Here is a 25,563-nt window from a genome sequence, read left to right as displayed (position 1 = left end):
TGCCACCAAACGATGAAAAGGTTTGCATACAAGCGGGCCTTTCCAGCAATTCACGTCACACAGTGGAATCGCTTCTAGTACCACAGAAAGATTAAGCTTTGAGTGGAGAGAAAAAACGTGAGTGAAGCAATCAAGAGATTGTACAAGCCCGTTATGCCAGGCTTGTACATATATGAGGCTAAAACTTTTTACTGACCATAAACCACAGCTTAAGGGTATCCGTAGCAAAATCATCCGCTTGGTAATACGCACCTTTCAGCAGTAGATTTAAGTCAGGGTTAACCAAATAACCGAGACTGCCATCCCATTCACTACCGTAGTCAACACTTCCCTCGTCAGATGTAAACTGATGATATGTCACAGCCCAGTTCCATTGCTTAGCCTTACCGTTTGCTCCAATGTATTTGTCATCCATTCCGTTTGCAGGGAACCCCAGGAATTTATCGGCAAAACCCTGGAATTTATGCAAAGTTGCAAGTGGTGTAGTAAAACTCGCACCATTGTCTGAACCCAGTACTTCGTTGCCCGCTTTCACCGTCACCGGGCCAAAGTTATAGGCCACTTCCAGATTCTTATAGTCAGCCGTATAGTCCAGGTTACTATCCGCCCAATCACTTTGCCTGGCATAAGCGGCATGAACGTTCAGTTTATCAAACTGGCCATCGTAATTAATTCCCCAAGTTTGGCTGGAAGCATTTGCTAAAGCATCAAAATCCAACGAATAATTCATCAGTGTGACCTTGTGGGATTTGTTTACAGCATACGCCACATTGGTAAGGTAAAAAGAACCGTCCAAATCATCAACAGGATGATCTTCACCCACTATTCGGTTGATGTTATAGACATAACTCGCATCCACAGTGACTTGATTTGCAACATATTCAAATCGATAACCATCGTAGGTTTGTTCGTTCTGTCGCCAGCCGACACCGCCAACAAAACGTTGATTACCATGGAGAATTCGTTGTCGTCCCCAAGTGGCTTTTAAATTGTCCTGGTTATATTGCAGATAAAATTGGTTTAAATCCGTACCTTCTGGATCAACCACAACCGGACGGTCTACTTTACCGTTTGTTGTGCTGTTATATAAATCATTACCAATCAGTGATACCACATCAAACTCTGCCACACCTTTTAAATTGGACCAACTCGCGGTGGAGTATGTAAAACGCGTACGCAGGGTTGAAGCATAGGCTTCCTTATCCATACCATCCTGATCGACAAACTCTGTACGATAACGCATATTGACCTGAGTCTTCCCCTCTTTCACCGCATCAGTGAGAGAGTTTACGTTTTCGGCATAAGATACGTTAGCAAAAGCAACTACTGAAGAAGCTATGGCGATTTTTAACGGGAATGATTTTAAAGAGACGAAAGTTTTGGTCATTGGGCTCCACCTTGTCATTCGTTATTAGACTGATTACCCCGTAAGATACGCTGGCAAGTATTATCACTTTTGACAAAAATCAACAGCCTATTTCAACTACCCACAATGCCCCAAAGCTCTACCCACTTTTATGCAAACAGTGGCTTCGTTTTTCATGTTTAGTCATCTATTTCCAAAAAATTATGTTCAATGGCCTGTTTCAATCGTTGCTGATATTCATCCGCTTTGTTGGCATAAAACATAATAATCATGCAACCAGCGAGTAAACCATACAGCAACATAAAACACGCACTGTGAACGCCGACTAGATCGTCAGCCAAACCAAATAGAACCGGCAAACTACAACCACCTAATGCACCAATAAATGAAACAAAACCACCCGCCTGCCCCATATGATTTGGATAATAATTGTGGATAATTTTATATACGCTGGCGCGGCCAAACCCTTGGGCAATACCGATAACCAGAATTAGACTGGTAAATACCCACACGTTTATTTCGAGATATAAATTCACTTCACCACGGATGCCATGAATGGTCATGGTGGTGGGTGGATAACTGAGAAAAAACAAACAGACCAGACATACCCAAAACACGCTCCAGTTGACGGTACGCGCACCATACTTATCCGCGTAATAACCACCAAGCGCACGTACCGTACTGGAGACGAAAGTAAACAATAGTGTGAGATTCATGGCCTGAATAAAACTCAGCTCATAGGCGCTCATGTAATATTGTGGCAACCAAAGGATCAGTGCCAGAAAGCTGCCGAAGACAAAATAGTAGTACAAGCTGAATCGCCAGATTCGAATATCCAGATACGGATTGATGGCTTCAACTTCCCTGGCCTTTTCCTGCATATAAGGTAAAGGCGCTGGTGCAATAAATGCAAAAAATACGATAACCAGAAAAAAACCGACGGCGTAGACATAACCAACCCAACGCCAGGAGATATAATCCATCAACAGCGGTACCAAGAGCAAAGTCACAGCCGCCCCCGCATTACCGGAACCAAATACCCCCATCACCGTGCCGAGGAACTTACTTTCAAACCAATCACTGATGTAGCGTATACCAATGGTAAACGACACGCCGGAAACACCAAGCCATAAACCCACTAATAAAAAATCGAAATAGGTTTTTACAGAAGGCAGGATGAGTAAAGCTGGCAGAGTTAACACCATTTGCCAAACAAAAAACCGTTTGCCATTCGCCCGCTCCACATAAATCCCCACCGGCCAGCGAATAATTGCTCCGGTGAACATGGGGGCTGCCAGCAACAAACCAAATTCCGTAGCGGACAAATCCAGATCACTGCGAATTTCTACCCCTAAAACAGCATAGAGCGTCCACACAGAAAAGTTGGCTGCAAATGCAAACGTTGCCGCCCACAACGCTCGGTGGGATAAATGTTTTTGGAACTGCATGTCATCAACTCCGGTTACTCTTACCCCCTTACCTTAAAGAAAGCGGCAGTGGGAAATAAGTATTTATCCCGAATAACTTCATCCAGTGAAAACACCACAACCTTTATACCTCTTCAGAGGTATACGACCAGAAATACCAAGGGGTAGAAAGAACATGACACCACCCCTTTGGGGATAGCTTCCTCAATCCGCATATTTTTCAGGTGAATTGCGATTGATCCATGTCAGCTTTTCCAAATGGATGATTACCGACACTAGAGCCAGATTCACTATCCATCTGCTAAAGCGGGAGATAAAAATGAGCGCTGACAGCAAACTAAACCTGTTCAATTTTGGCGATCCCAAAATTAAAACCCTCCATATAACCTGGTTCGCCTTTTTCCTGACATTTGTTGTCTGGTTCAGCCATGCACCACTCATGGTATTTATTAAAGAGGCGTTCGATTTAACCAGCCATCAAGTAAAAGCCCTGTTAATTCTTAACGTGGCCCTGACCATACCCGCGCGTATTATTATTGGTATGATGGTGGACAAATATGGGCCGCGCAAAGTGTACAGCGGCTTATTGGTGCTCTCTTCATTTGTCTGCTTCGCATTTGCCCAGGCAAAAAATTACGAACAATTAGCCATCTTCCGCTTTTTACTTGGATTTGTTGGTGCTGGTTTTGTTATTGGTATTCGCATGGTTGGCGAATGGTTTCCAGCAAAACAGGTTGGTATCGCCGAAGGCATTTATGGCGGCTGGGGTAACTTTGGTTCCGCAGCGGGTGCCATGACCTTACCCACTATTGCCCTTCTGTTTGGCGGAGACGATGGCTGGCGTTATGCATTGGCGTTAACCGGAGTTATCACGCTAATATACGGTGTGTTTTATTTCTTTACCGCAAAAAATACGCCTAAAGGCTCCACTTACTTTAAACCGAAAAAAAGCCGCGGCCTGGAAGTGACCAGTTACGGTGATTTATTCTTTTATCTGGCCATGAACGTTCCCATGTATATTGCCCTGGGGGTGCTGGCCTGGAAACTTTCCCCTGCTGGCGTAAAACTTTTTTCAGAGACGGTAATGTATGTTCTTTGGGGCGTATTGGTCGTCCTGTTTATTGTTCAAACCCAAGGGATATGGCATGTTAATCAAGAACATTTGGAACAAGGCGTACCCGAGCTAGAAAAATATAAATTTAAACAAGTCGCTATACTCAGTGTGTCTTATTTCGTCACCTTTGGTTCCGAGCTTGCCGTTGTGTCCATGTTGCCGCTGTTCTTTATCGAAACCTTCGACGGACTCGACCCGGTAAAAGCGGGTTTACTCGCCTCCGGCTTTGCCTTTATGAATTTAGTCGCGCGACCAACCGGTGGTTGGTTTTCCGATTACTTCGGTCGCAGAAAAAGCTTAATGGTGTTAGTGGGCGGCTTAGCCGTTGGCTATTTCGTGTTAAGCCAAATAGACGGTGAATGGTGGATTCCCCTCGCTGTAATCGCCACCATGTGTTGTTCCTTCTTCGTGCAGGCAGGTGAAGGTGCAGTGTTTGCCATCGTTCCTTTAGTTAAGCGACGCATGACAGGACAGATCGCCGGAATGACCGGAGCTTATGGCAATGTTGGTGCCGTCACTTACCTGACCGTGTTATCGTTTGTCGACTACAGCACTTTCTTTCTGGTCATTGCTGCATCCGCTATTTTTATTGTTGCGGCCTGTGTGTTTTTAGAAGAACCTAAGGGAAAAATTGCCGAAACACTGCCAGACGGAACCGTGCATTTAATTGATGTAGACTAATACTGATTAAATTCAGTTAAGGATACTTCTGTGACTGAACCCTCTATAGCTGAAGTTTCTACAACTCAACTCCAAGTACGTGTTGCCACCGCAACACGTACCGGCATAAAAGAGCAAAATGAAGATGCCGTTCAGGCTGAGCTTCCTGTCAGCCCCCATACGCTGACCTACAAGGGTGTGGTGGTTGCCATTGCCGATGGCGTCAGCAGCGCCGAGGCAGGAAAAGAAGCCAGCTATACCACAGTTAACCACTTAATTGAGGATTATTACAAAACACCGGATACCTGGTCTGTCAGTCACGCCGGACAAAAAATTCTCAGTGCCATTAACCTTGCCTTATACAAAAAAAGCCATGAATTTATTCACGAAGTAAAAGGTTATTTGTGTACCAGTAGCACACTCATAGTTAAATCCACCACGGCGCATTTTTTTCATGTAGGTGACAGTCGAATATACCGCATTCGCCAGGGCAAGCTACAACAGCTCACCAAAGACCATGTTGCCAACCTAGGCGGTAAGCAGGCCACGCTTTCCCGAGCGGTGGGCATGGATAATTCACTGAATATCGATTACGGCAAACAACAATTACAACAAGGGGACTTTTTTCTCCTTACTACCGACGGCTTACATGACTTCGTCGATCTGGAAAAATTTGCGCAACAATTGGATGCCAGCCAGGACTTAAACCGGCAGATAGAAAGTCTGTGTAAGGAAGCACAGGAAACAGGCAGTGATGACAACATCAGCGGTGCGCTACTTTACATTGAAAACACACCGTCAGAAACCCTGGACGATTACAACGCAAAGCTCACGCGCCTGCCTTTCCCACCGCCTCTTGAACCCGGCATGATTATTGACGGATATAAAGTTGAAAAGGAATTATTCGCGTCCTCTCGAAGCCAACTCTACCTTGTTACACAACAAACAAGCGGCCAGCAGATGGTAATGAAAACACCGTCGCCTAACTATGAAGACGACACAGGATATATTGACCGTTTTATCCAGGAAGAATGGATTGGCAAACGCATTAATAACGAACATGTTGTCAAAATTATCGAACAACAGAGCCAGCGGCATTTTCTGTATTACTTAATGGAAAAAGTTGAAGGCATATCGTTGGATAAATGGATGGAGGAAAACCCACGCCCCAGCCCGAAAAAAGCCATTACCATTATCAAACACATTGCCGAAGGCCTGAAAGCCTTTCACGAAAAGGAAACCTTACATCAGGATCTAAAACCGGCCAACATCATGATTACACCTGAGAACCAGGCTGTTATTGTCGACTTTGGTTCCGTGTTTGTTGCTGGCATCGCGGAAATGTTCAGCCCGGTGCAGCACGAAGGTGTCCTGGGCACGGCCACCTATTCTGACCCCTATTATTTATTGGGACATAACCCAGGCTTACAAGGCGATATCTACTCCCTGGCCACGATTACCTACGAACTATTTACCGGACACTTGCCCTACGGTAAAAAAATCAACGAGTGTACCAGCCGCTTTGATTACGACCGACTGCGCTACCGCAGCGCCACCACCTTTAACCCAATTATCCCGGCGTGGTTTGATAAAGCACTAGCTAAAGGAGCAAATTTTGATTTACAAAAACGCTATACCACATTGGACGATTTATTAACTGATCTCACCCAACCTAACCCGGAATTTATTCGCAACGCGCCTATACCGGAAAAAGACCAGGGAAAACTACTCTTTTGGCAACTGCTTTCCGGCTTTTGGGTCATGTTGATTATTATGCTGATTGCATTGTTTGCGAAGAAGTGATAAAAACAAAAAAATAGATCAAACTACACCCGAATCAATGTATTTCCCTAGGAGCACGGATTAATAAAAGACGTGAGGTGCCGGTGACTTATTTACATGGCTGATGGTTACAAGAGATTGGCTTTACCATCGGCAGTCAGTACCTTGTCGAACGGCAAAGCAATAAACTGATTATTACCGCACTGAAGAAGAAAGATGAGTAAATATCCGTAGCCTAAAACAACAAAGCCCGGCATTCACCGGGCTTTTTGTTTAATTAGGGACTGTCCCTTATTTCCTTTTCCGAAGCAGGCCAGCCCAAGTATAAATTAACAAATTCTTTGTACGTAAGATCTTTATTCTCTAACTTCCGTTCGGCTTTTTCAGAGAGAACTGTAGAGACTGGTAACCTAGAGTACCAACTAGAAAATCCTTCGGAAACATTAGCGTTAACCCAAACCTCTTTTTCAAGGATAGAACCATCTTTTGAAATCATCTTTTCAAAAACCCAACCTAAAATTCCTTTTTCTTCATCATACAAATACTGGATTGATTGACGATGATCCCCCACATAATCGTCTTCTGATGTAAATACCGTCCTGAGCTTTGCGCTAATTAAATAAACGTTTCCTGCCGTAGTATCTTCACAATCATCTAAAGTAAATTCATACCCGGAAAAAAGCCATTTTTCTTTTACAACCAACTTACGGTTCGGGAGTGCAAAAATAACACCTTTATTTGGCAAAAGCAGACACTTCCATTTTGAATTAGATTCACACCTACGAAGCGCCAAAGAATAATCTCGACCATCCTCTCCAATTAATCCGCTTTCACTGCTAATAGCAAACTTTTTTAACTTCAAACTTGGCTCAGAGAATCCGACGTACTGCAACGATTCCGCCGAACTACGTAAACTAGGAAAGAGAAGAAAAAAGATCATCACTGACAAACTATAAAACTTCAATTTAGTCATTTTTGAACACCCTCCGAGCCCAATCAACACCTACAGTCGTGGCATGTATTTCAGGCTTACTATTAATCCTAGACGAACTAACATCACCAAGTTGATAGTTTAGATTTTTGGGATGCCTATGTGCATTTTCATGCCTAAAAGCAAACAGCCTTAGTTGATGATCAGATAAAGTATCGAGAAACTTAACTTGTTCAGCGGTAGCTTCTTCAGGTATAAGCCTATCGGTGAAAAACTTATCTCCTACTGTTATTACTCCTTTCATCCTTGGAACTGTCACAATTTTAGCCCATCCGTCATATTCTGAATCATACACAACGGTTGCTCCTTCAGCATTTGGCAATCCGTAACCGAATGGAGATTCAGACTCTCTCATTAACTCCAAAAACTCTTTGTAAAGTGCTTCGGCTTCCTTTTGCTACTCTTGTGACGCAGCAGTCTTTGCTCCAGTATATTCTGCGTTTAAAGCATGTGCCATAGCAGCCGTCACCGCACCATTGGCAAATTTCCCTCCAGTCATCTTGGATACAGTCCCTCCAATAACCGCAGCATAGATCGTTCTGCCTGCCACCTGCTGCCAAGCTCTATCGTTGACATAATCAAAGCCGGCTGACCCCATCATAGCTTTTGTAAAGCCAGCGGAGACAAAACCGTGACCAAACTCTCCGCCTGATAGCTTAGTTTTTATACCACCAACCGAGGAAAAATAAAAGAAAAGGTCAACTTAGCGAAATAGAGTCTTATGTATTCCCTCAAATAGATACATCTTCAATTTTTGGAAATTTTAACTGGTAATATAAAAAACAATTCTATCTATTTTTTAGGTTAACGAAAATCATTCTCACAATCAAAACTACAAGAATAAACCCAATATTGGAATCACGTGTATTTTGTAAAATGCTATCAAACTAAAAGATATGCATAAGTACTAATAATTACATTGGAATTAAAGAAACCATTTAGTCCACATCAGACTCCTGAAAAAAAAGTATTTACTGAAGCAACGGCCCAACAGCCTGAAAATCAAAGCCTTCTATGTCAGCATCATCAATAAGTACTTGTATGTACTGCGCAATGGCCTTTCTTTTTACTTTTTCATTCAGATAGTTACGAATATCATTTTTGACGTGTTCAAAAGGCAGTCTCTCACCATCAATTCGATTAACAATATCCAATACGTGAAACCCATAGCGGGATTCTACAGGCTGGTTTTGGAGCCCAACATCAGCAAGAAACAACACTTTTTCGAACTCGGGTACGGTTTGTCCTTTGGATAACTGGCCGAGGCTTCCCCCCACTTCTTTTGATGGGCAACTAGAGTGCATTTTGGCTAACTCTTCGAAACTGTTTTTGTTGTCAGTCAGTTTTTGCAAAATTATATTTGCTTTCTCTTTAGCCTGTTCCCGTTCAGACAAATCAGACTCATGTGCAGTAATTAAGATATGCCTCGCTTCAACAAGTGGCGCTGACATAAATTTTTTCGGATTGTTATTATAAAAAGTTAGGCATTCTTGCTCTGAAGCCTGAGGACGTTCAATGTCTCGTTCAAAGAGTTGGCTAGTATAGTCTTCTTCCGTTACAGAAGTATCGATACCACTAGTTGATGCCTTTTGTTTGAGTAATTCACCGATGATCAATGCTTGTGCTGCATTGATCATGGCTTCTCTCTGGGAATTTGCTGGATGATATTGCATTTCTTCCGAGATTTTTTCTGCGTCGATAACCTTGCCATTAACTTTTATTTCATTTACATCAGAATTATTCATACTATCTCTTTGTTAGCAATGATCATCCCATACCTATTCATTGAAAATGATATGACACGTTTATTTATCACTGGCCTGCGAGGCTTTTAAAATAAGCCTAAAAATCCCCGGAGTGAAAATCAGTACTCATATCGAGTACTCGTGTTGGGGGAATTTCTTAGCTCCACTCCGGGGTCAGGAAACACAATTTTAGTCTCTCTGGTTAGCGCGCCCGTACTACTTGGTAATTTCGCGACAGGTATTTAACCGGCACACTCCACACGTGTACCAATCGACTGAACGGAAACAGTAAAAACAACGTCATACCCAGTAATATATGTAACTTATAAATCAGCCCGACATGGCGAATATCCGCCACAGCTTCCGCTGCATCAAAGGTAATTGTATTTTGCACCCACGACATCAACTTCAGCATTTCCTGACCATCCATATGTTGTGCAGAAAAGAAAATACTGATTAAGCCTAAAATAAGTTGCAGATAAATAAGCAATAAGATGGCAATATCCATGCGCGAGCTATTGGCTCTAATACGAGGGTTAGTCAATCGACGTTTTATTAATATGGTCATACCATAAAAACAAATCACACCAAAAAAACCGCCCATGCCCATGGCAAAGGCTTGCTTAACCGAAGGTGTCAGGCCGATTGCATCCCAGACTTGGTGAGGGGTACATAAACCCACGGCATGGCCACCCAGAATCGCAATAATGCCAATATGAAAGGCATAATTCCCTTTACGCAACTGTTTGCTTTCCAACAATTGACTGGAATTGGTTTTCCAGGTGTATTGATCCCTGTCATAACGGACGATACTTCCCAAAACAAATACCGCTAACGCGATGTAGGGGTAAATACCAAAAAGAAGATGAGTAATATCAGGCATAGTCTTTTCTCCTGTCCTATTGCATGCGTGCAGGCGCAGTGGGTGACGCCGCATCAACAAAATGAATGGGAATATTCTGGTCTTTACGTTGACTGTCACTGGGACGATATTGGTTGCTGGGACAGCCGCCATTGACCGCATCACCACCAAAGGTAACCGCTTCTTCTTCCCACACTTTGTCCATCGCTTTTTGTGTGTCATCCCGTTGCTCATGTTTAAGCTGTTCAGCAACATCGGTTAAATCGACGTCGGCACCTGATAACTCAAGCAATGCGGAGAATAAGGCAACATAATCACACTCGCGTTTTTGCAAACGCACCGTTAGCAACGAGAGGACATGCGCAATATCCTGCAACCAGGACTTTGCGTTCTCCTCTCCCTGAGTAGAAATAAATTCTAAAAACAGGGGGATATAGTCAGGCAGCTCACGTACATCAATATTTAAACCGGCCGCTTTATACTGCTCCATCAGGTTCACCATTGCCTGCCCTCGATCTCGGGACTCACCATGCAGGTGTTCAAAGAGCAGCAACGACAAGGACCTGCCACGTTCAAACAGAGCATCATATTCGGCTTGCCAGTCCAACAGATCCATTTCAAAGCGGACACCAATAAATGCCACCAATGCAGCTTTACTGCTGAAAGAGAGGTGTTCTTCCTCACATATGGCATCCAGTAGTTCGGACTTGTATTCCAGTATTTCTTCCTGAGGGTAATCAATTAATCGCGAAAGCACTTTAAGTATTTTCATGTTTGTTGCTCCTAATCTTTTAGTACCACAGGAATAATTTGCTTGACGGTTTGATCTTTACCACCAAATAAATTCACTGAGTTATTGCCATCACTGCAACCATTGCCGAAGCTAAACCCACAGGCACTTTTCATTTCGTAGGCATTTTCTGCGTAAGCTTTGTGACTGGCAGGAATCACAAAACGGTCTTCATAATTCGCCAATGCCATATAGCGATACATATCTTCCACTTGTGACTGGGTTAAGCCCACTCGATCAAGTACATCGGTGTCTTCCACTTTTTCAACTTGCTGTGCACGTTTATAGGCCCGCATTGCCAGCATTTTTTCCAACGCGGCAATCACCGGCTGTTCATCGCCCGCAGTCAGCATATTGGCAAGATACTTCACCGGAATACGTAAGGATTTTAAATCTGGAATCACGCCATTCATGCCCACATGACCGGATTCCGCTGCTTTTTGGATCGGGCTAAGTGGCGGTACGTACCACACCATCGGTAAGGTTCGATATTCAGGATGTAACGGTAACGCCACTTTCCAATCCATTGCCATTTTGTACACTGGCGACGCTTGTGCTGCATCCAACCAACCTTGTGGAATACCTTCTTCTTTTGCTGCCGCAATCACTTCCGGGTCAGAAGGGTCGAGGAAGATGTCCAATTGCGCCTGATATAAATCTTTTTCGTTAGCAGCGGAAGCCGCTTCTTCAGTTTTGTCTGCGTCGTACAAGAGTACGCCCAGGTAACGAATTCGGCCAACACAGGTTTCGGAACAAACGGTGGGCTGCCCGGCTTCAATGCGCGGATAACAGAAAATGCATTTTTCCGATTTTCCAGTTTTCCAGTTGTAGTAGATTTTTTTGTAGGGGCAACCACTGACGCACATACGCCAGCCGCGGCATTTGTCCTGATCGATCAGCACTATGCCATCTTCTTCCCGTTTGTATATTGCACCGCTGGGACAAGACGCCACACACGCGGGATTCAAACAGTGCTCGCATAAACGCGGTAAATACATCATGAATGTATTTTCAAATTCACCGTAGATATCCGTCTGAATCTCATCAAAGTTTTTATCGGCTTTACGCTTTTCAAATTCGGTACCGAGAATTTCTTCCCAGTTTGGTCCCCAATTAATTTTTTCCATTCGCTGCCCGGTTAACAACGAACGAGGACGGGCAACGGGCTGGTGTTTACTTTCACCCGCTTGGTGCAAGTTTTGATAATCGAAATCGAAGGGTTCGTAATAATCGTCGATTTCCGGTAAATCCGGGTTGGCAAAAATATTGGCTAACACACGTAGCTTACCGCCCTGCTTCGGCGTTAGTTTGCCATTACTATTGCGCTGCCAACCGCCATGCCATTTTTCCTGATTTTCCCATTCTTTTGGATAACCCACACCGGGTTTGGATTCCACATTATTAAACCAGGCATATTCCACCCCTTCACGGGAGGTCCATACGTTTTTACACGTTACTGAACAGGTATGACAACCGATACATTTGTCCAGGTTCAGTACCATGCCGATTTGTGCTCTTACTTTCATTTTTCTACTCCCGTAGAACCTTTCATAAAATTTAGAATTTTTGCGTTTAGGCTAGGCCGGAGTCTTTCGAAAAGCACAGCATATAAAGAATATGTGAGCATTTGAGAAAGATGAGAACGACGCATATGCCAAAAATAATTATTTTAAAAAGGTTCTACTCGTCATCTAGCCAATCAACGTTCTGCCCCATCTTCCTGACCACAACAAACTCGTCGCGGTTACATCCCACAGTGCCGTAATAATTAAACCCATAAGACTGCTGCGCATAACCACCAATCATATGCGTCGGTTTCATTACCGCACGGGTCACAGAGTTGTGAATACCGCCGCGGGTTTTGGTTAATTCAGAACCCGGCACATTAATAATCCGCTCCTGTGCGTGGTACATCATAGCCATGCCTTCTGGTACCCGTTGTGAAACCACTGCACGAGCAGAAATTGCACCGTTTACGTTAAACACTTCAATCCAATCGTTGTCTTCTATACCGCCATTTTTGGCATCGGTTTCTGAAAGCCAGATAATTGGCCCACCACGAGAGAGCGTCAGCATTAACAAGTTATCGGAATAGGTACTGTGAATACCCCACTTCTGATGCGGTGTAATCCAGTTCAACACCACCTCTTTGTTGCCATTGGGATGTTTGTTCAATATCGGCTGCACGGTTTTCATATTAATTGGCGGCCGATAGACACACATGGTTTCACCAAAATCCCGCATCCATTCATGGTCCTGATAAAACTGTTGTCGCCCGGTTAAGGTTCGCCAGGGAATATATTCATGCACATTGGTGTACCCCGCGTTGTAGGAAACATGTTCATCTTCCAAGCCCGACCAAGTTGGTGAGCTGATAATTTTTCGCGGTTGCGCCACCACATCGTGAAAACGGATTTTTTCGTCTTCTTTGGGTTTTGCCAAATGCGTATGATCCAAACCCGTTGCTTTGCCTAACGCCTCCCAAGCTTTTACCGCTACTTGGCCGTTGGTTTCCGGTGCGAGGGAAAGAATCACTTCTGCCGCATCAATGGCGGTTTCAATTTTGGGTCGGCCAAAGTGGGTTTTGTCTTTATCGTTGTGGGTTCGATTTAACTCACCCAGGAACTTCACTTCTGCATCGGTATTCCAGCTAATGCCTTTACCGCCATTACCCAGCTTTTCCAATAAAGGCCCGACCGATGTAAAACGCTCATAGGTATTTGGGTAATCCCGCTCCACCACAATCATATTCGGTGCAGTTTTACCCGGCACTAAATCACATTCCCCCTTCCACCACTGTTTAACACCAAATGGTTGGGCCAATTCGGCCGGGGTATCATGCAAGATCGGAAGCGTGACCAAATCTTTTTGCTTACCTAAATGCCCCTCTGCTGTTTTGGAGAATTTTTCAGCGATGCCTTTGAAAATATCCCAATCCGAACGAGATTCCCAAACCGGGTCGACGGCTTTACTCAGCGGGTGAATAAAGGGGTGCATATCCGATGTATTTAAATCGTCTTTTTCGTACCACGTCGCTGTTGGCAGAACGATATCGGAATATAAACAGGTAGTGGACATACGAAAATCTAACGTCACCAACAAATCAATTTTTCCGCTTGCGCCATCATCAACCCATGTCACATCTTGTGGTTTTTTACCGCCAAACGAGCCTAAATCTTTTCCCATCAAACCATGTTTAGTACCCAATAAATGGTGCAACATATATTCATGGCCTTTACCTGACGAGCCCAACAAGTTGGAACGCCAGATAAATAAATTACGCGGGAAGTTTTGGGGGTTATCCGGTTCTTCGCAGGCAAACTTCAATTCGCCGGTTTTTAATTTCTCTATGGCATAGTCTTGCGGTTCCACACCAGCAGCCTCAGCCGCTTTACACAAATCCAATGGGTTCATACCCAACTGAGGTGCAGAGGGAAGCCAGCCCATGCGCTCTGCTCGCGTATTAAAATCAATAATCGAACCGGACCATTTTTCCTTATCCGCCAATGGGGAAATTACTTCGTGCATTTCCAGCTTTTCGTAACGCCATTGAGAAGAATGGTTATAGAAAAACGAAGTACTGTTCATATGACGCGGAGGACGTTGCCAGTCCAGGCCAAATGCCAGCGGCTGCCAGCCAGTTTGTGGTCGTAGTTTTTCCTGGCCAACATAATGTGCCCAGCCACCACCGGACTGACCAATACAACCGCACATCACCAATAAATTAATAATGCCGCGATAATTCATATCCATGTGGTACCAGTGGTTCATACCAGCACCAATAATAATCATGGAGCGCCCTTGGGTTTTGTTCGCGTTATCGGCAAATTCCTGGGCAATTTTTATCGCATCAGCTTTGGCAACACCGGTAACCTGTTCCTGCCAGGCAGGAGTGTACGGAATATTATCGTCGTAGGATTTGGCCGTATTCGGGTCATCGTAACCGTTATCGACACCGTAATTGGCCAGAGTTAAATCCAAGACGCTGGTCACATAAATCTCTTCACCGTTTTCCAGTTTGATTTTTTTCGCAGGAATTTTACGGCTGATAACCTCATCATGATCAGTGTGTTGGAAATAACCAAACTCGTGTTCAGCACCGCCGAAATACGGGAAGTTTACATCCACAAGGGCATCGTGATTTTCTTTAAGGCCCAATAGTAATTGAACCTCTTTGCCGGATTTGCCATCGGTCTGTGTGATATTCCACTTACCTTGCTCACCCCAGCGATAACCAATGGAACCGGTTGGCGAAACCAATTCACCCGTTTGTTCATTCACGGCGATGGTTTTCCATTCGGGGTTATTATCTTGCCCTAAGTTGGCTTTTAAATCTGAAGCCCGTAGAAAACGCCCTTGGTTATATTTGCCATTGGCATCTTTTTCCAAGGTAACCAACATCGGGAAATCAGTATATTTGCGCGCATAGTGCGTAAAGTATTCGGTTTTATTTTTGACATAGTGTTCGGTTAACACCACATGGCCAAATGCCATTGCCAGTGCGGCATCGGTTCCCTGCTTGGGTGCCAACCAATGGTCGGTCAATTTTGCCACTTCAGAATAATCTGGCGTAACGGAGACCACTTTAGTGCCCTTGTAACGTACCTCCGTTAAGAAGTGCGCATCCGGCGTACGGGTTTGAGGAACGTTTGAACCCCAGGCAATAATGTAATTCGAGTTGTACCAATCCGCCGCTTCCGGCACATCGGTTTGCTCTCCCCAGATTTGTGGCGATGCGGGTGGTAAGTCGCAGTACCAGTCGTAGAAGCTGAGGCAGTTACCACCAATCAGAGATAAATAACGTGCCCCCGCCGCGTAGGACACCATAGACATCGCAGGAATTGGCGAGAACCCGGTAATGCGATCTGGGCCATATTTCTTTGCGGTATACACATTGGAAGCAGCGATGAGTTCATTTACTTCTTGCCAGTCTGCCCGGCAAAAACCACCCAGGCCTCGTTGACGTTTGTATTCGTTGGCTTTCTCGGGGTTTTCAACAATAGACGCCCAGGCATCGACGGGATCATCATATTGCGCTTTGGCTTCGCGCCAGAGACGCATAAGACGCTTGCGCATCTTCGGGTATTTCAAGCGGTTAGCACTGTAGATGTACCAGGAATAGCTCGCACCACGGGGGCAACCACGAGGCTCGTGGTTGGGTAGATCCGGTCGGGTACGAGGGTAATCGGTTTGCTGGGTTTCCCAAGTCACTAAACCATCTTTGACATATATTTTCCAGCTACAGGAACCAGTACAATTTACCCCATGGGTAGAACGCACCACTTTATCGTGCTGCCAACGCCGTCTGTAACCGTCTTCCCAATCCCGGTTTTCGTTGGTCGTAACCCCATGTCCTTTAGCAAATGGCTGTCCTTTGTTATTAAAGAACCGCAACTTATCTAAAAATTGACTCATGTTTTATCTCCGCAAAAGCTCGCCACCCGTCAACGGGTTTTGCAGTGATATTAATAAGCACTGGCCGGTCAAAGTTGACCTGAGTCAAAACGGGTTTTGCCGATTTTTTGCGAAAAATCGTGCTCTACCACTAGAGGGGTACTTGAGAAAAAATAAAAAGTCTTTTTAAATCAACCATATAGAAAACGCTGCTTTGAATGCACTATATAAAAAGCCTGAGCAGGTTTATTAGTAGTAGACCCTGTCCACGCGCAGGGTTTAGGATACGATGGTTGCGTTCAAGCCCCCCGGTTGATATGGGAAAAACATGCAAAACTTATTCACCAAATCCGTTGTAGCCAGAATTACCATTCTCATGGCAATGGTTATTCTAATTACCGTAACCGCTATATTTTTCTCGGTATTTATTTCGGACAGGGTCGACAGCGATGCCGCGGTGATAAATCTCTCCGGCTCCATGCGGATGCACAACTACCGCATGCTGGCCAAACTGGAAGAATCGATTAAAACCGGCGACGAACAATTGTTTAAGAACAGCATTGATCGCTTTGATGATGTATTCGAACATCCACTGTTCCAATACCCCTCGCCAAGAAACAGCAAAGCCATTCGTACTGCTTTTATCGACATTAAGCAGCAATGGTTAAACGAAATTCACCCGTCCTTAATACAGGCATTTCAACAAAAAGCCACTTCGGCTGAGCTAACCCATCTCATCGACGATTATGTCGATAAGATCGATCGATTAGTTCACCTGTATCAGGTTGATTCGGAAAAGAAAGTGCGATTACTTCGTACTGTGGGCATTACGGCGTTGTTTGTCATGGTGCTCGTGGTATTAATTTGTATCTACAGTATCCATGTTCATATTAAAGAACCCCTAGCCAATTTAACCCGCACGGCAAAGCAACTGAGTAATGGGGATTTCACCGCGCGAGCCAGTGTCGATCAAGAAGATGAACTCGGTATTCTGGCACGAACGCTGAATCGTTCCTCTCAAGTGATTGGCGACATGTATAGTCAACAGGAAAAAAGAGTTAAAGAAAAAACCCGAGACTTAAAGCGTTCCAACGATTCTCTCACTTTACTTTTTGATGTTGCGCGAACTTTTAATGAAACCAAACTGGATGATATGGATTTTCATCATGTGATTAAATGCCTTTCAGATGTCAGCGGTGTGCAGGATATCGATTTATGCTTAATGACGGCATCAGGAGAAAGTGCTTATAACCACTTAGTGACTCAACGAGGAAAAAAAGTACCTGAAAACTGTTTAAACGGCAGTTGCTACAACTGCATTGAGGGACAAAAGAATCATATTACTGAATCAGATTACAAACATATTAAATACCCACTGCTTCACGACCAGATTGAATACGGCGTACTAATTTGTACGATTGAAGAAAACAATGAACTTGAAGAATGGCAACACCAATTGGTAACTTCTGTGGCAGACCAGATTGCTACAGCCCTGGCAATACGAGACAAAATCGACCAATCCCGCCGACTTTCTTTGATGCAGGAAAGAACCATTATTGCCCGTGAACTGCATGATTCACTGGCCCAATCTCTTTCTTATTTAAAAATTCAGGTATCCATGCTGCAAAAAATTCTTTCCGCAGAAACACACTCCAGCGAAAAGACGGAAAAAGTTGTGGCGGAATTAAAAGAGGGGCTGGGCTCAGCCTACCGACAACTGCGAGAACTGCTCACCACATTCCGCTTGAAAATTACTGGCCCCGGATTGCGCGCAGCGATTCAGGAAACCGTCGAAAGTCAACGTGAGCGCACACATATGTCAATTCAACTGGAATTTGGCATTGACGACTTACCATTCACACCCAATGAAGAAATACACTTACTGCAAATTACCCGTGAAGCACTGCAAAATGCAGTCCACCACTCAAAAGGCGATCAGATAAAAGTGCGCTTTTATTACGATGCCGAAAAAACGGTGCACCTGGAAGTTTCTGACAATGGCGTTGGCATGCCTAATTCACCGGAGAAGCTTAACCACTATGGCTTAGCCATTATGCAAGAACGTGGGCGTTCGCTATCCGGCGATTTAAAAATTGCACCGGCATTTCCCAATGGAACACAAGTGCATTTTCAGTTTACACCCAACTATGCGGCGTCAGTGAACTGAAGACGAACAATCTGTGTTTGTTTCGACCAACGGAATTGCTATTCTCAAACAACGAAGAAATCTATCGTCTTTCAGTGGCCCATCGAAACATGCCCTATCGGCAGACACTTCAGGCCTTCCACTGTTGTAATAAGGATTCTTCGCTTGATCGAACCCAGTATGTAAGTGGTTAAAAAGCTCTATTTTTGCCTCGAAATCCATAAATCGGGCGATATACTCATCAAAGTTTAAGTTTATTGAAATTAGCTTTCCACCAAAATAATTTCGGAGTTGAGATGTTGACATACTCAGTTTCTCCCCTTCATCTACCTCTATCGCGAACTCATAAGGAGAAAGTATACTCAGACTCTCCATCCTATAATATTCAGGAGTTATCACATTTATTGTCATATTAGGTTTATAAACTGCTCGAACAAGCCACCCAGGAAACTTCAAATCATCATGAAAGAAATTGGTATTCCTGTCCATTTCTTGAAACCCGTAATATAAAATGCCAAACTCTCTGGCAGCCACTAACCTAAAACTACGTTCATCTGTTCTTAAGCCACGAATTTCTTCCACTCTCATCTTTGATGACGAACTGACCACACTTAACACATCAACAATCTCAGACAGTTTCATCAATAAAATCATTTTTCCAATCAAGTTATCCTGAAGTGTTAAAGAATTTTTAACTTGCATATACTGATTTAGTAGTGCGGATATCGCGATCTCATATTTTCCTTTATTGTATGCAGATATCGCTTCAAGAGTCCGCAACCTTTCAGCTTGAACGATATACATATATTCAGGATAAACTTCGGAGACTGTGGGTTTAGTCAAGGTTCTATACTCATCGAATGAGTGAAATTTTCCTATACGCGTTAACAACGTAGCATGATCATTCAGAAGCGCTTCAATTTCAGTATCAGAGTCAAATAGTCTTTCCAGGCAACCCTTCTTCCAGATATGACAGAACAGCTCGCCATCTGGCAATGGAAGCTTATTTTCCCGTGGATACTCAACAACTTTATAAGAATCATCTTTCTCATAGGCTTGATACTCTTTCACCAACACTCTTCCTACTTCTATTGGATCTTCATTCTCGTTGGCAAATATCCCCATAAGATAAAAATACGCAGTGCTTTCGCTATCACCATCTAGCCTTTCTAGCAGAGCAAGGGAATCATCACTTAAGTCATCATCTATTTGAGAACCGAAAAACAAACCCAGCACAATGAAAATACTAAATAAAACTTTGATTAGCATAAAAACACAACGACATAATTTAAAGATATGTTACACATTACGTATGTGTACACATACAGAAAAAAAGCATGTATCATCTTATCATTCCCTATATATCTATGCCCTCTATCATTTCATCCACCGCTTTCTGTGCATGAATTTTTGTTGTATCAACCAAAAAAACTACAGGAATATCTTCTTGTGATAGCAACATACCGATTTCTGTACAGCCCAAGATTACGGCTTCTGCACCTTGAGCATGCAGATTCTGGATTATTCTTAGGTATTCTTGCTTAGATTGCTCGTTAATGATTCCCAGGCATAGTTCATTAAAGATCACTTCATCAACGAGAAGCCTGTCTTCCTCATCGGGGATCAATACCTCAATACCATATTTATCGTTGAGCCGGCTTTTATAGAAGTCTTCTCCCATCGTAAACCTGGTACCTAGCAGACCGACTTTACGGACTTGCTTCTCAACCAGTGTTTCTGCTGTGGCATCGGCAATATGTATAACAGGTACACCAACGGCGTCAGCAATTTCATCGTATACCTTATGCATGGTATTGGTACAAATCAGTATAAAATCTGCTCCACCGGCTTCGACTCGTTTTGCCGCATCCACAAGAATTTCTGCCGCTCCAGCCCAATCACCCGTGTGTTGCAGTTTTTCGATGGGTGCGAAATTGACGCTATACATAACAATCTGAGCAGAATTTAATCCGCCAAGTTTTTGTTTTATTCCCTGATTTATGGCTTGGTAGTAACTCATAGTACTTTCCCAGCTCATACCACCGATAAGACCCGCTGTTTTCATTCCGCCCACCTCATTTATGTTGCATATATGGTAAAGTAAACCACGTCTCAGTAATGTGTTCATGCTGAGTTGCGACCGCAAGCAACATGTATATTTTATACATAACGCGAAAATATACTTATTAAAAGGGATAGTTTAATGAAAATCAGAAGCATTCTATTTTTCAGCACCTTAGCCATATCTTCATTTTGTCACGCAGAATACAATCAATGGGAGTTAGCCAATGCTAACACTTTCCAACAAGATGATTGGTCTTGCGGTGTCCATAGCTCATATCGATTACTCGCGTCACACAACCAAACTGAAGACTATAACGAAATGAGAAACGTTATAGGTGCCTACGAATTTGATATCAACTTCACTTACCGAATAGGCACACGGGTAAGTGAAGAAGTATGTGACGGCTGGAAAAAAATACTGCTTATAAAAGAGTGTACAGCGTGGAAAACCGTTGAAAAACTGGTTGAGGAGACGAAACAAGGGAGCCTAACGCTAAATACAGGTGGCGGGTTGCCCGATAAGATACTAGTCGAAAAATTGAGATCTTATTACAGGGAATCGTTCAACGTTGCGGATCGGAAATCTTTTACAGACCTTAAAAATATGATTGACGCAGGAAAAACACCAATGGCGCTCATTCATAATTGGACTGACACCTACAAACTTGATTCAAAAGCGGCACTTAATACAATTGGTGTATTTTTTGGTCCGGAAGCTTATTTGATTTCCGGCGCCACTATCCACGCTCCACATTACCACTGGATCATTATTAACGGTTACGACGAAAATAATGTCTATTACAATGATACATATGACGACCAGATTCATTCTATGAGTATCACTGAATTTAACAAACAGTGGGAATGGAAAAATGGGGAAATATCCAGCATTATAAAAACTCACCTTAATTTTTATGAAAATATGTATCCCAACACGTTATTATGGATAGACGAACCATTATCACTTGCTCAAAACATACCATTTAGAGGCGTTATGGTTGCTATCAATTCTCTTATTCTTAGTAACTAAATATAAAAAGGAGCGAAATACCGCTCCTTTTTTATTTTCTGATCCAATAATGATGTTTAAGGGTTGTAAAACTCACCATTCTTACGTAGGTAAAACCACCAATTAACAAATACACACACCAGATAAAACGCAGCAAAACCGTATAGTGCTACTTCGGGTGTCGTCGCTTTAATTTGCTCCCCCAACACCTTCGGTATATAAAACGCACCGTAGGCGGCTACTGCAGAAGTCCAACCTAACACCGGCCCCGCCTGCTCCTTCGGAAATACCATAGCAATGGTTCTGAAAGTGGAACCGTTACCAATACCCGTTGCAGCAAACAAGACTAAAAATAGTAAAAAGAAAGGCACAAAAAAGTTTTCTGGTGTTGGTGACTGATATGCTGCTTGCATATAATAAGCCACCCCCACAGAACTAATGACCATCACCACGCTACAAACTTGCGTGACCAATGCACCACCTAACTTATCGGATATCCAGCCACCGACAGGCCGAATTAACGCACCAATAAACGGCCCCATCCAGGCGTACATTAGCGCACTCGGGCCATTAGGATTAACCTGGTCATGGGTCATAACGCCGTCGATCATTACGTGGCTATAGCCAAAAATAACTTTAATCGCGAGAGGGAAAGATGCAGCAAAACCAATAAACGAACCAAAAGTCATGGTGTAGATCACACTCATAATCCAGGTATGCTTGTTATTAAAAATTTTGTATTGTCTTTCCAGGCTGGAGCCAATTTTCCCCGGTAATTGCTTTAACAGAAAAACCGTTGATGCCACTACAAGTACAAGTACTATTTCTTTCGGTACACCGAAACCAGAACCGTTAGCTGATTCAGGGAGCATTAACCACAAGCCCAAGGCAGCGGTAACTAAACCGATAACCAACATAACAGTAATTAATCCAATCGAACGTATTGGATTACCAATATCTGGGGATACTTCCTGGGTTCTAATGTTGTTCATACCAAACCAGGTCAGAAAAAATAACGGAAGCAAAAGCAACAACCAAACAAAACCGGCATTCGCGATAAAGCTTTCTGTCCCCGCTGGAATCTTTCCGATCAGTGTCCCTGAAGTATTCACCAAAACCATAGGTTCACCACTAAGGGAACCAAACGCCGCGAATGTCATAAAGAGTGGTACGACGATTTGCATGGTCGTCACACCAAAATTACCCAAACCCGCATTTAATCCAAGAGCCAAACCCTGTTGTTTTTTTGGAAAAAAGAAACTGATGTTTGACATCGACGAAGCAAAGTTCCCACCGCCAAAACCGGACAACAGCGCTAATAACTGAAAGACCCAGAGAGGTGTATCTTTACTTTGCAGTGCAAAGCCAGTTCCCAAAGCCGGAATCATCAACAAAGCTGTGGTAAAAAATATGGTATTGCGTCCACCACAAAGACGAATAAAGAAACTACTGGGAATTCTCAGTGTCGCACCAGTTAAACCGGCAATTGCGGCCAGGGTAAAAAGCTCTGACTTGGCAAAAGGAAATCCGAGGTTTAGCATTTGAACCGTAATCACTCCCCAATACAGCCATACAGCAAAACCACATAGCAGACTGGGAATAGATATCCATAAATTTCGATTGGCAATTTTTTTTCCTTCCTGAGCCCAGGATTGTTCATTCTCCGGGTCCCATGATGTTAAGTCGGCCACTGTTGTACCCCTTAAAATTGAATAACGAAGGCTAACTATCTAAAAGGCAGGAGTCACTTACAATTGACTTAATGAGTTACCTCTTTATTCCTAATGAATTAAAAAAATACGAGTATTGTGTTATTTATTTGCGTCACACGACTAACAAAAAAAAAATTTTTATATGAATTTCAATATGTTACGACAAATAGCACTACAACTATTTAGGTACCCACTTCGGGGTAGAGAGAGGTAGTCTGTGCATCTATAATAGATTTCGGGGCAACCTAAAACATGATTCAAGTCAAATCGCGTATTTACCAGTCTCAGACAATAGACCTATAACAACGTACAGGTGAAAAACCAATGAATAGCACATCCGTTCTACTAGTTGACGATCATCCTCTCTTTCGTAAAGGTCTAAAGCAATTAATTGATCTCGAAGACGACTTAAATGTAATTGGCGAAGCCAGCAATGGCCAAGACGCCATTCAGATGGCCCTGGATCATGACCCTGACCTAATTGTATTGGATTTGAATATGCAGGGCATGGATGGCTTGGAAACGGCTAAAACAATGCGAGATAAAGGCATTGGTGCGAATATTGTTATGTTGACGGTATCCGATAACGATGAAGATGTGATTGCCGCGATTACTAACGGTGCGGACGGATATCTGTTAAAGGATATGGAACCAGAGGATATTATTGAACACATCAAACAAGCGGCCACCGGGAAAATCGCTATATGTGAAAAATTAACAGAAGTACTGGCAACGGCATTGCGTAAACCCAAGAAAAAGGAAGTTAATCCGCTGGAATCTCTTACCAGTCGTGAACTGGAAATTCTTAAATTGATAGCGAAAGGTTTATCTAACAAGCTCATTGCAAGAGAATTGGACATCTCTGATGGAACGGTTAAAGTGCATGTCAAACATCTATTGAAAAAACTGAACTTCCGTTCGAGAATCGAAGCCGCAGTCTGGATGGTAAATAATAAATCCAGCAATACATAATGAAACGAGGATAACAATGAGCTGCAGCTGTGACACGCACACAACAGCATTAATGCCCTATTCTGACGCTTTAAGCCTGTTACTGGATACCGCCCTCCCTATTACCGAAGCTGAAAGCATTTCACTGGCACAAGCCTTGGATCGTGTTTTAGCTGAAAATATCACTTCTTCAATCAATGTACCGCCTGCAGATAACTCCGGTATGGACGGCTACGCCTTTCGCAATGAAGACACAAAACACTTTGCATCACTCGTGATACAAGACACGGTTTTTGCAGGCGATCATTTGTCTACCCCGGTGAAAGAAGGGCATTGCGTTCGTATTATGACGGGCGCACACGTACCTGAGGATGTCGATACGGTTGTCATGCAGGAACGCACACGTGTAGAAGATGGCCGATTGTTTATCGATGGAGAATGTAAAACAGGTGACAATATTCGCAAGGCAGGCGAGGACATTTCAAAAGGGGATGTCATATTAAAAAAAGGAAGAAAGCTCACACCATCCGACCTGGGATTAATCTCTTCTGTGGGCATTAATCAAGTTAAGGTTATACGAAAGCTTAAGGTTGCGGTTATTTCCACTGGCGATGAGTTGAAGCCTGCAGGCACAGCCCTGGAGCCTGGACAAATATACGAATCCAATGGCATTGTTATTTCATCTTTGCTGAAACGCATGAATATTGATGTGATTGAGTTCGGTATTATCCCGGATATTCCTGAAGAAATTGAACGCGCTTTTATTCAAGCCAATCAACAAGCGGATGTGGTCATTTCTTCTGGCGGCGTATCTGTCGGCGATGCTGATTATGTCAAACCTTTGCTGCAGAAGCTGGGGCACATTGATTTTTGGAAGGTAGCCATTAAGCCAGGAAAACCGTTTGCCTTTGGTAAATTAAGTGAGAGTTATTTTATCGGCCTGCCCGGTAACCCTGTCTCTGCGACTGTGACATTTGACGTGCTTGCTAAGCCATTTTTGCAAAAGCTGTCAGGCATGCATGCGTCTCCCACTCTCAGCATTCCCGCAACCACGGCGAGCACATTTAGAAAACGCCCTGGACGAATGGATTTTCAGCGTGCAGTGCTTCATCAAACTGTGGATGGAAGCCTTCAGGTTTCTCCAACGGGGAATCAGGGGTCTGGTATTTTAACTTCTGTCAGTCTGGCAAATGGTTATGTTGTCATTCCCGCCGAGCAAGGGAGTATTTCTGAAGGGGAAACCGTTCACTTCACTCCGTTAAGCACAGCGCTCCGCGAATCGGATTAATATCAGTACTAGTGTAATGTATTACAAACTCTCGATTCGCCGTAAATAAACCAGATACAACTCTTCGACACACCGTATATAAATAACTCGGATGCATCCATGCATCCGACCCTTCGGGCGTGGACACGGTTCAAAATGATCCCGTCATTTTGTCCATGTAGGCTCGTCGCATCTGACTTATTTTCTTTTTATCTACGTTTATTTATTGACGATGTTTCAAACAACCAATAAAAAACCCGGTAACAAGTACCGGGCTTTCAAA

Annotated in this window: 19 protein-coding genes; 6 read left to right on the top strand and 13 right to left on the bottom strand. The window is 43.5% G+C overall.

The window, feature by feature from the left end:
* Nucleotides 1-178: 178 nt before the first annotated feature.
* Together P5V12_RS06120 and P5V12_RS06115 are read right to left on the bottom strand one after the other, a co-directional pair.
* On the bottom strand, nt 179-1,387 hold the full coding sequence (locus P5V12_RS06120) for an alginate export family protein (protein ID WP_316956461.1): 1,209 nt from the start codon (nt 1,385-1,387) through the stop codon (nt 179-181).
* 158 nt (nt 1,388-1,545) lie between these two features.
* Entirely contained in the window at nt 1,546-2,814 is a 1,269-nt protein-coding gene (locus P5V12_RS06115) for an MFS transporter (RefSeq protein WP_316956460.1), read from the bottom strand.
* 298 nt (nt 2,815-3,112) lie between these two features.
* Between P5V12_RS06115 and P5V12_RS06110 the strand changes: the two genes are divergently transcribed.
* On the top strand, nt 3,113-4,588 hold the full coding sequence (locus P5V12_RS06110) for a NarK family nitrate/nitrite MFS transporter (protein WP_316956459.1): 1,476 nt from the start codon (nt 3,113-3,115) through the stop codon (nt 4,586-4,588).
* 30 nt (nt 4,589-4,618) lie between these two features.
* Nucleotides 4,619-6,370 carry a bifunctional protein-serine/threonine kinase/phosphatase gene (locus P5V12_RS06105; RefSeq protein WP_316956458.1) on the top strand — a complete coding sequence of 584 codons (1,752 nt, stop codon included), beginning with the start codon at nt 4,619-4,621 and terminating at the stop codon, nt 6,368-6,370.
* A gap of 256 nt (nt 6,371-6,626) precedes the next feature.
* On the opposite strand, the gene P5V12_RS06100 is transcribed toward P5V12_RS06105, so the two are convergent.
* From P5V12_RS06100 to P5V12_RS06065, 8 genes are all read right to left on the bottom strand, one after another.
* Nucleotides 6,627-7,322, bottom strand: coding sequence for a hypothetical protein (locus P5V12_RS06100; RefSeq protein ID WP_316956457.1), 696 nt, complete (start codon nt 7,320-7,322; stop codon nt 6,627-6,629).
* On the bottom strand, nt 7,315-7,695 hold the full coding sequence (locus tag P5V12_RS06095) for a hypothetical protein (RefSeq protein ID WP_316956456.1): 381 nt from the start codon (nt 7,693-7,695) through the stop codon (nt 7,315-7,317). Before P5V12_RS06095 ends, P5V12_RS06100 begins: the two co-directional genes overlap by 8 nt.
* A gap of 42 nt (nt 7,696-7,737) precedes the next feature.
* A complete protein-coding gene (locus P5V12_RS06090) occupies nt 7,738-7,941 on the bottom strand; it encodes a hypothetical protein (protein ID WP_316956455.1) in 204 nt (67 codons plus the stop codon).
* 370 nt (nt 7,942-8,311) lie between these two features.
* A complete protein-coding gene (locus P5V12_RS06085; protein ID WP_316956454.1) occupies nt 8,312-9,085 on the bottom strand; it encodes a peptidylprolyl isomerase in 774 nt (257 codons plus the stop codon).
* Between the two features lie 202 nt (nt 9,086-9,287).
* Complete coding sequence (gene narI, locus P5V12_RS06080; RefSeq protein ID WP_316956453.1) at nt 9,288-9,968, bottom strand: respiratory nitrate reductase subunit gamma; 681 nt, start codon at nt 9,966-9,968, stop codon at nt 9,288-9,290.
* 16 nt (nt 9,969-9,984) lie between these two features.
* On the bottom strand, nt 9,985-10,719 hold the full coding sequence (narJ, locus tag P5V12_RS06075; protein ID WP_316956452.1) for a nitrate reductase molybdenum cofactor assembly chaperone: 735 nt from the start codon (nt 10,717-10,719) through the stop codon (nt 9,985-9,987).
* An 11-nt stretch (nt 10,720-10,730) separates the two neighbouring features.
* Nucleotides 10,731-12,263, bottom strand: coding sequence for a nitrate reductase subunit beta (gene narH, locus P5V12_RS06070; protein ID WP_316956451.1), 1,533 nt, complete (start codon nt 12,261-12,263; stop codon nt 10,731-10,733).
* Between the two features lie 154 nt (nt 12,264-12,417).
* Nucleotides 12,418-16,152: a nitrate reductase subunit alpha gene (locus P5V12_RS06065; RefSeq protein WP_316956450.1), complete on the bottom strand. Its 3,735-nt coding sequence runs from the start codon at nt 16,150-16,152 to the stop codon at nt 12,418-12,420.
* 307 nt (nt 16,153-16,459) lie between these two features.
* On the opposite strand from P5V12_RS06065, the gene P5V12_RS06060 reads away from it, so the two are divergent.
* Complete coding sequence (locus P5V12_RS06060) at nt 16,460-18,298, top strand: histidine kinase (RefSeq protein WP_316956449.1); 1,839 nt, start codon at nt 16,460-16,462, stop codon at nt 18,296-18,298.
* Here P5V12_RS06060 and P5V12_RS06055 read toward each other — a convergent pair.
* Together P5V12_RS06055 and P5V12_RS06050 are read right to left on the bottom strand one after the other, a co-directional pair.
* Nucleotides 18,287-19,546 (bottom strand): hypothetical protein, encoded by a 1,260-nt coding sequence (locus P5V12_RS06055; protein ID WP_316956448.1) that lies wholly within the window; start codon nt 19,544-19,546, stop codon nt 18,287-18,289. The genes P5V12_RS06060 and P5V12_RS06055 overlap by 12 nt on opposite strands.
* Before the next feature lie 88 nt (nt 19,547-19,634).
* Nucleotides 19,635-20,342 (bottom strand): aspartate/glutamate racemase family protein, encoded by a 708-nt coding sequence (locus P5V12_RS06050; RefSeq protein WP_316956447.1) that lies wholly within the window; start codon nt 20,340-20,342, stop codon nt 19,635-19,637.
* A gap of 138 nt (nt 20,343-20,480) precedes the next feature.
* Here P5V12_RS06050 and P5V12_RS06045 point away from each other — a divergent pair, with 138 nt between their 5' ends.
* The gene (locus P5V12_RS06045; RefSeq protein ID WP_316956446.1) at nt 20,481-21,371 is read left to right on the top strand and encodes a hypothetical protein; all 891 of its coding nucleotides are present in this window, start codon (nt 20,481-20,483) and stop codon (nt 21,369-21,371) included.
* Between the two features lie 56 nt (nt 21,372-21,427).
* Here P5V12_RS06045 and P5V12_RS06040 read toward each other — a convergent pair whose 3' ends face one another.
* On the bottom strand, nt 21,428-23,041 hold the full coding sequence (locus tag P5V12_RS06040) for an MFS transporter (RefSeq protein WP_316956445.1): 1,614 nt from the start codon (nt 23,039-23,041) through the stop codon (nt 21,428-21,430).
* A gap of 345 nt (nt 23,042-23,386) precedes the next feature.
* Between P5V12_RS06040 and narL the strand changes: the two genes are divergently transcribed.
* Together narL and glp are read left to right on the top strand one after the other, a co-directional pair.
* Nucleotides 23,387-24,034 carry a two-component system response regulator NarL gene (narL, locus tag P5V12_RS06035; RefSeq protein ID WP_316956444.1) on the top strand — a complete coding sequence of 216 codons (648 nt, stop codon included), beginning with the start codon at nt 23,387-23,389 and terminating at the stop codon, nt 24,032-24,034.
* A 16-nt stretch (nt 24,035-24,050) separates the two neighbouring features.
* Nucleotides 24,051-25,301, top strand: coding sequence for a gephyrin-like molybdotransferase Glp (gene glp / locus P5V12_RS06030; protein ID WP_316956443.1), 1,251 nt, complete (start codon nt 24,051-24,053; stop codon nt 25,299-25,301).
* Nucleotides 25,302-25,563 lie beyond the last annotated feature (262 nt).

Origin of the sequence: Teredinibacter sp. KSP-S5-2 (assembly GCF_032773895.1) — a bacterium.
In the GTDB taxonomy this organism is placed as follows: domain Bacteria; phylum Pseudomonadota; class Gammaproteobacteria; order Pseudomonadales; family Cellvibrionaceae.
The sequence above is the reverse complement of the archived record's forward strand: the minus strand, read 5'-3'. Positions and strand labels throughout refer to the sequence as shown.

Bases quoted from the DNA above. Each gene is read 5' to 3' on its own strand.
- P5V12_RS06120 (WP_316956461.1), bottom strand. From the start codon at position 1,387: ATGACCAAAACTTTCGTCTCTTTAAAATCATTCCCGTTAAAAATCGCC.
- P5V12_RS06115 (WP_316956460.1), bottom strand. From the start codon at position 2,814: ATGCAGTTCCAAAAACATTTATCCCACCGAGCGTTGTGGGCGGCAACG.
- P5V12_RS06110 (WP_316956459.1), top strand. From the start codon at position 3,113: ATGAGCGCTGACAGCAAACTAAACCTGTTCAATTTTGGCGATCCCAAA.
- P5V12_RS06100 (WP_316956457.1), bottom strand. From the start codon at position 7,322: ATGACTAAATTGAAGTTTTATAGTTTGTCAGTGATGATCTTTTTTCTT.
- P5V12_RS06095 (WP_316956456.1), bottom strand. From the start codon at position 7,695: ATGAGAGAGTCTGAATCTCCATTCGGTTACGGATTGCCAAATGCTGAA.
- P5V12_RS06090 (WP_316956455.1), bottom strand. From the start codon at position 7,941: ATGATGGGGTCAGCCGGCTTTGATTATGTCAACGATAGAGCTTGGCAG.
- P5V12_RS06085 (WP_316956454.1), bottom strand. From the start codon at position 9,085: ATGAATAATTCTGATGTAAATGAAATAAAAGTTAATGGCAAGGTTATC.
- narI (WP_316956453.1), bottom strand. From the start codon at position 9,968: ATGCCTGATATTACTCATCTTCTTTTTGGTATTTACCCCTACATCGCG.
- narJ (WP_316956452.1), bottom strand. From the start codon at position 10,719: ATGAAAATACTTAAAGTGCTTTCGCGATTAATTGATTACCCTCAGGAA.
- narH (WP_316956451.1), bottom strand. From the start codon at position 12,263: ATGAAAGTAAGAGCACAAATCGGCATGGTACTGAACCTGGACAAATGT.
- P5V12_RS06065 (WP_316956450.1), bottom strand. From the start codon at position 16,152: ATGAGTCAATTTTTAGATAAGTTGCGGTTCTTTAATAACAAAGGACAG.
- P5V12_RS06060 (WP_316956449.1), top strand. From the start codon at position 16,460: ATGCAAAACTTATTCACCAAATCCGTTGTAGCCAGAATTACCATTCTC.
- P5V12_RS06055 (WP_316956448.1), bottom strand. From the start codon at position 19,546: ATGCTAATCAAAGTTTTATTTAGTATTTTCATTGTGCTGGGTTTGTTT.
- P5V12_RS06050 (WP_316956447.1), bottom strand. From the start codon at position 20,342: ATGAAAACAGCGGGTCTTATCGGTGGTATGAGCTGGGAAAGTACTATG.
- P5V12_RS06045 (WP_316956446.1), top strand. From the start codon at position 20,481: ATGAAAATCAGAAGCATTCTATTTTTCAGCACCTTAGCCATATCTTCA.
- narL (WP_316956444.1), top strand. From the start codon at position 23,387: ATGAATAGCACATCCGTTCTACTAGTTGACGATCATCCTCTCTTTCGT.
- glp (WP_316956443.1), top strand. From the start codon at position 24,051: ATGAGCTGCAGCTGTGACACGCACACAACAGCATTAATGCCCTATTCT.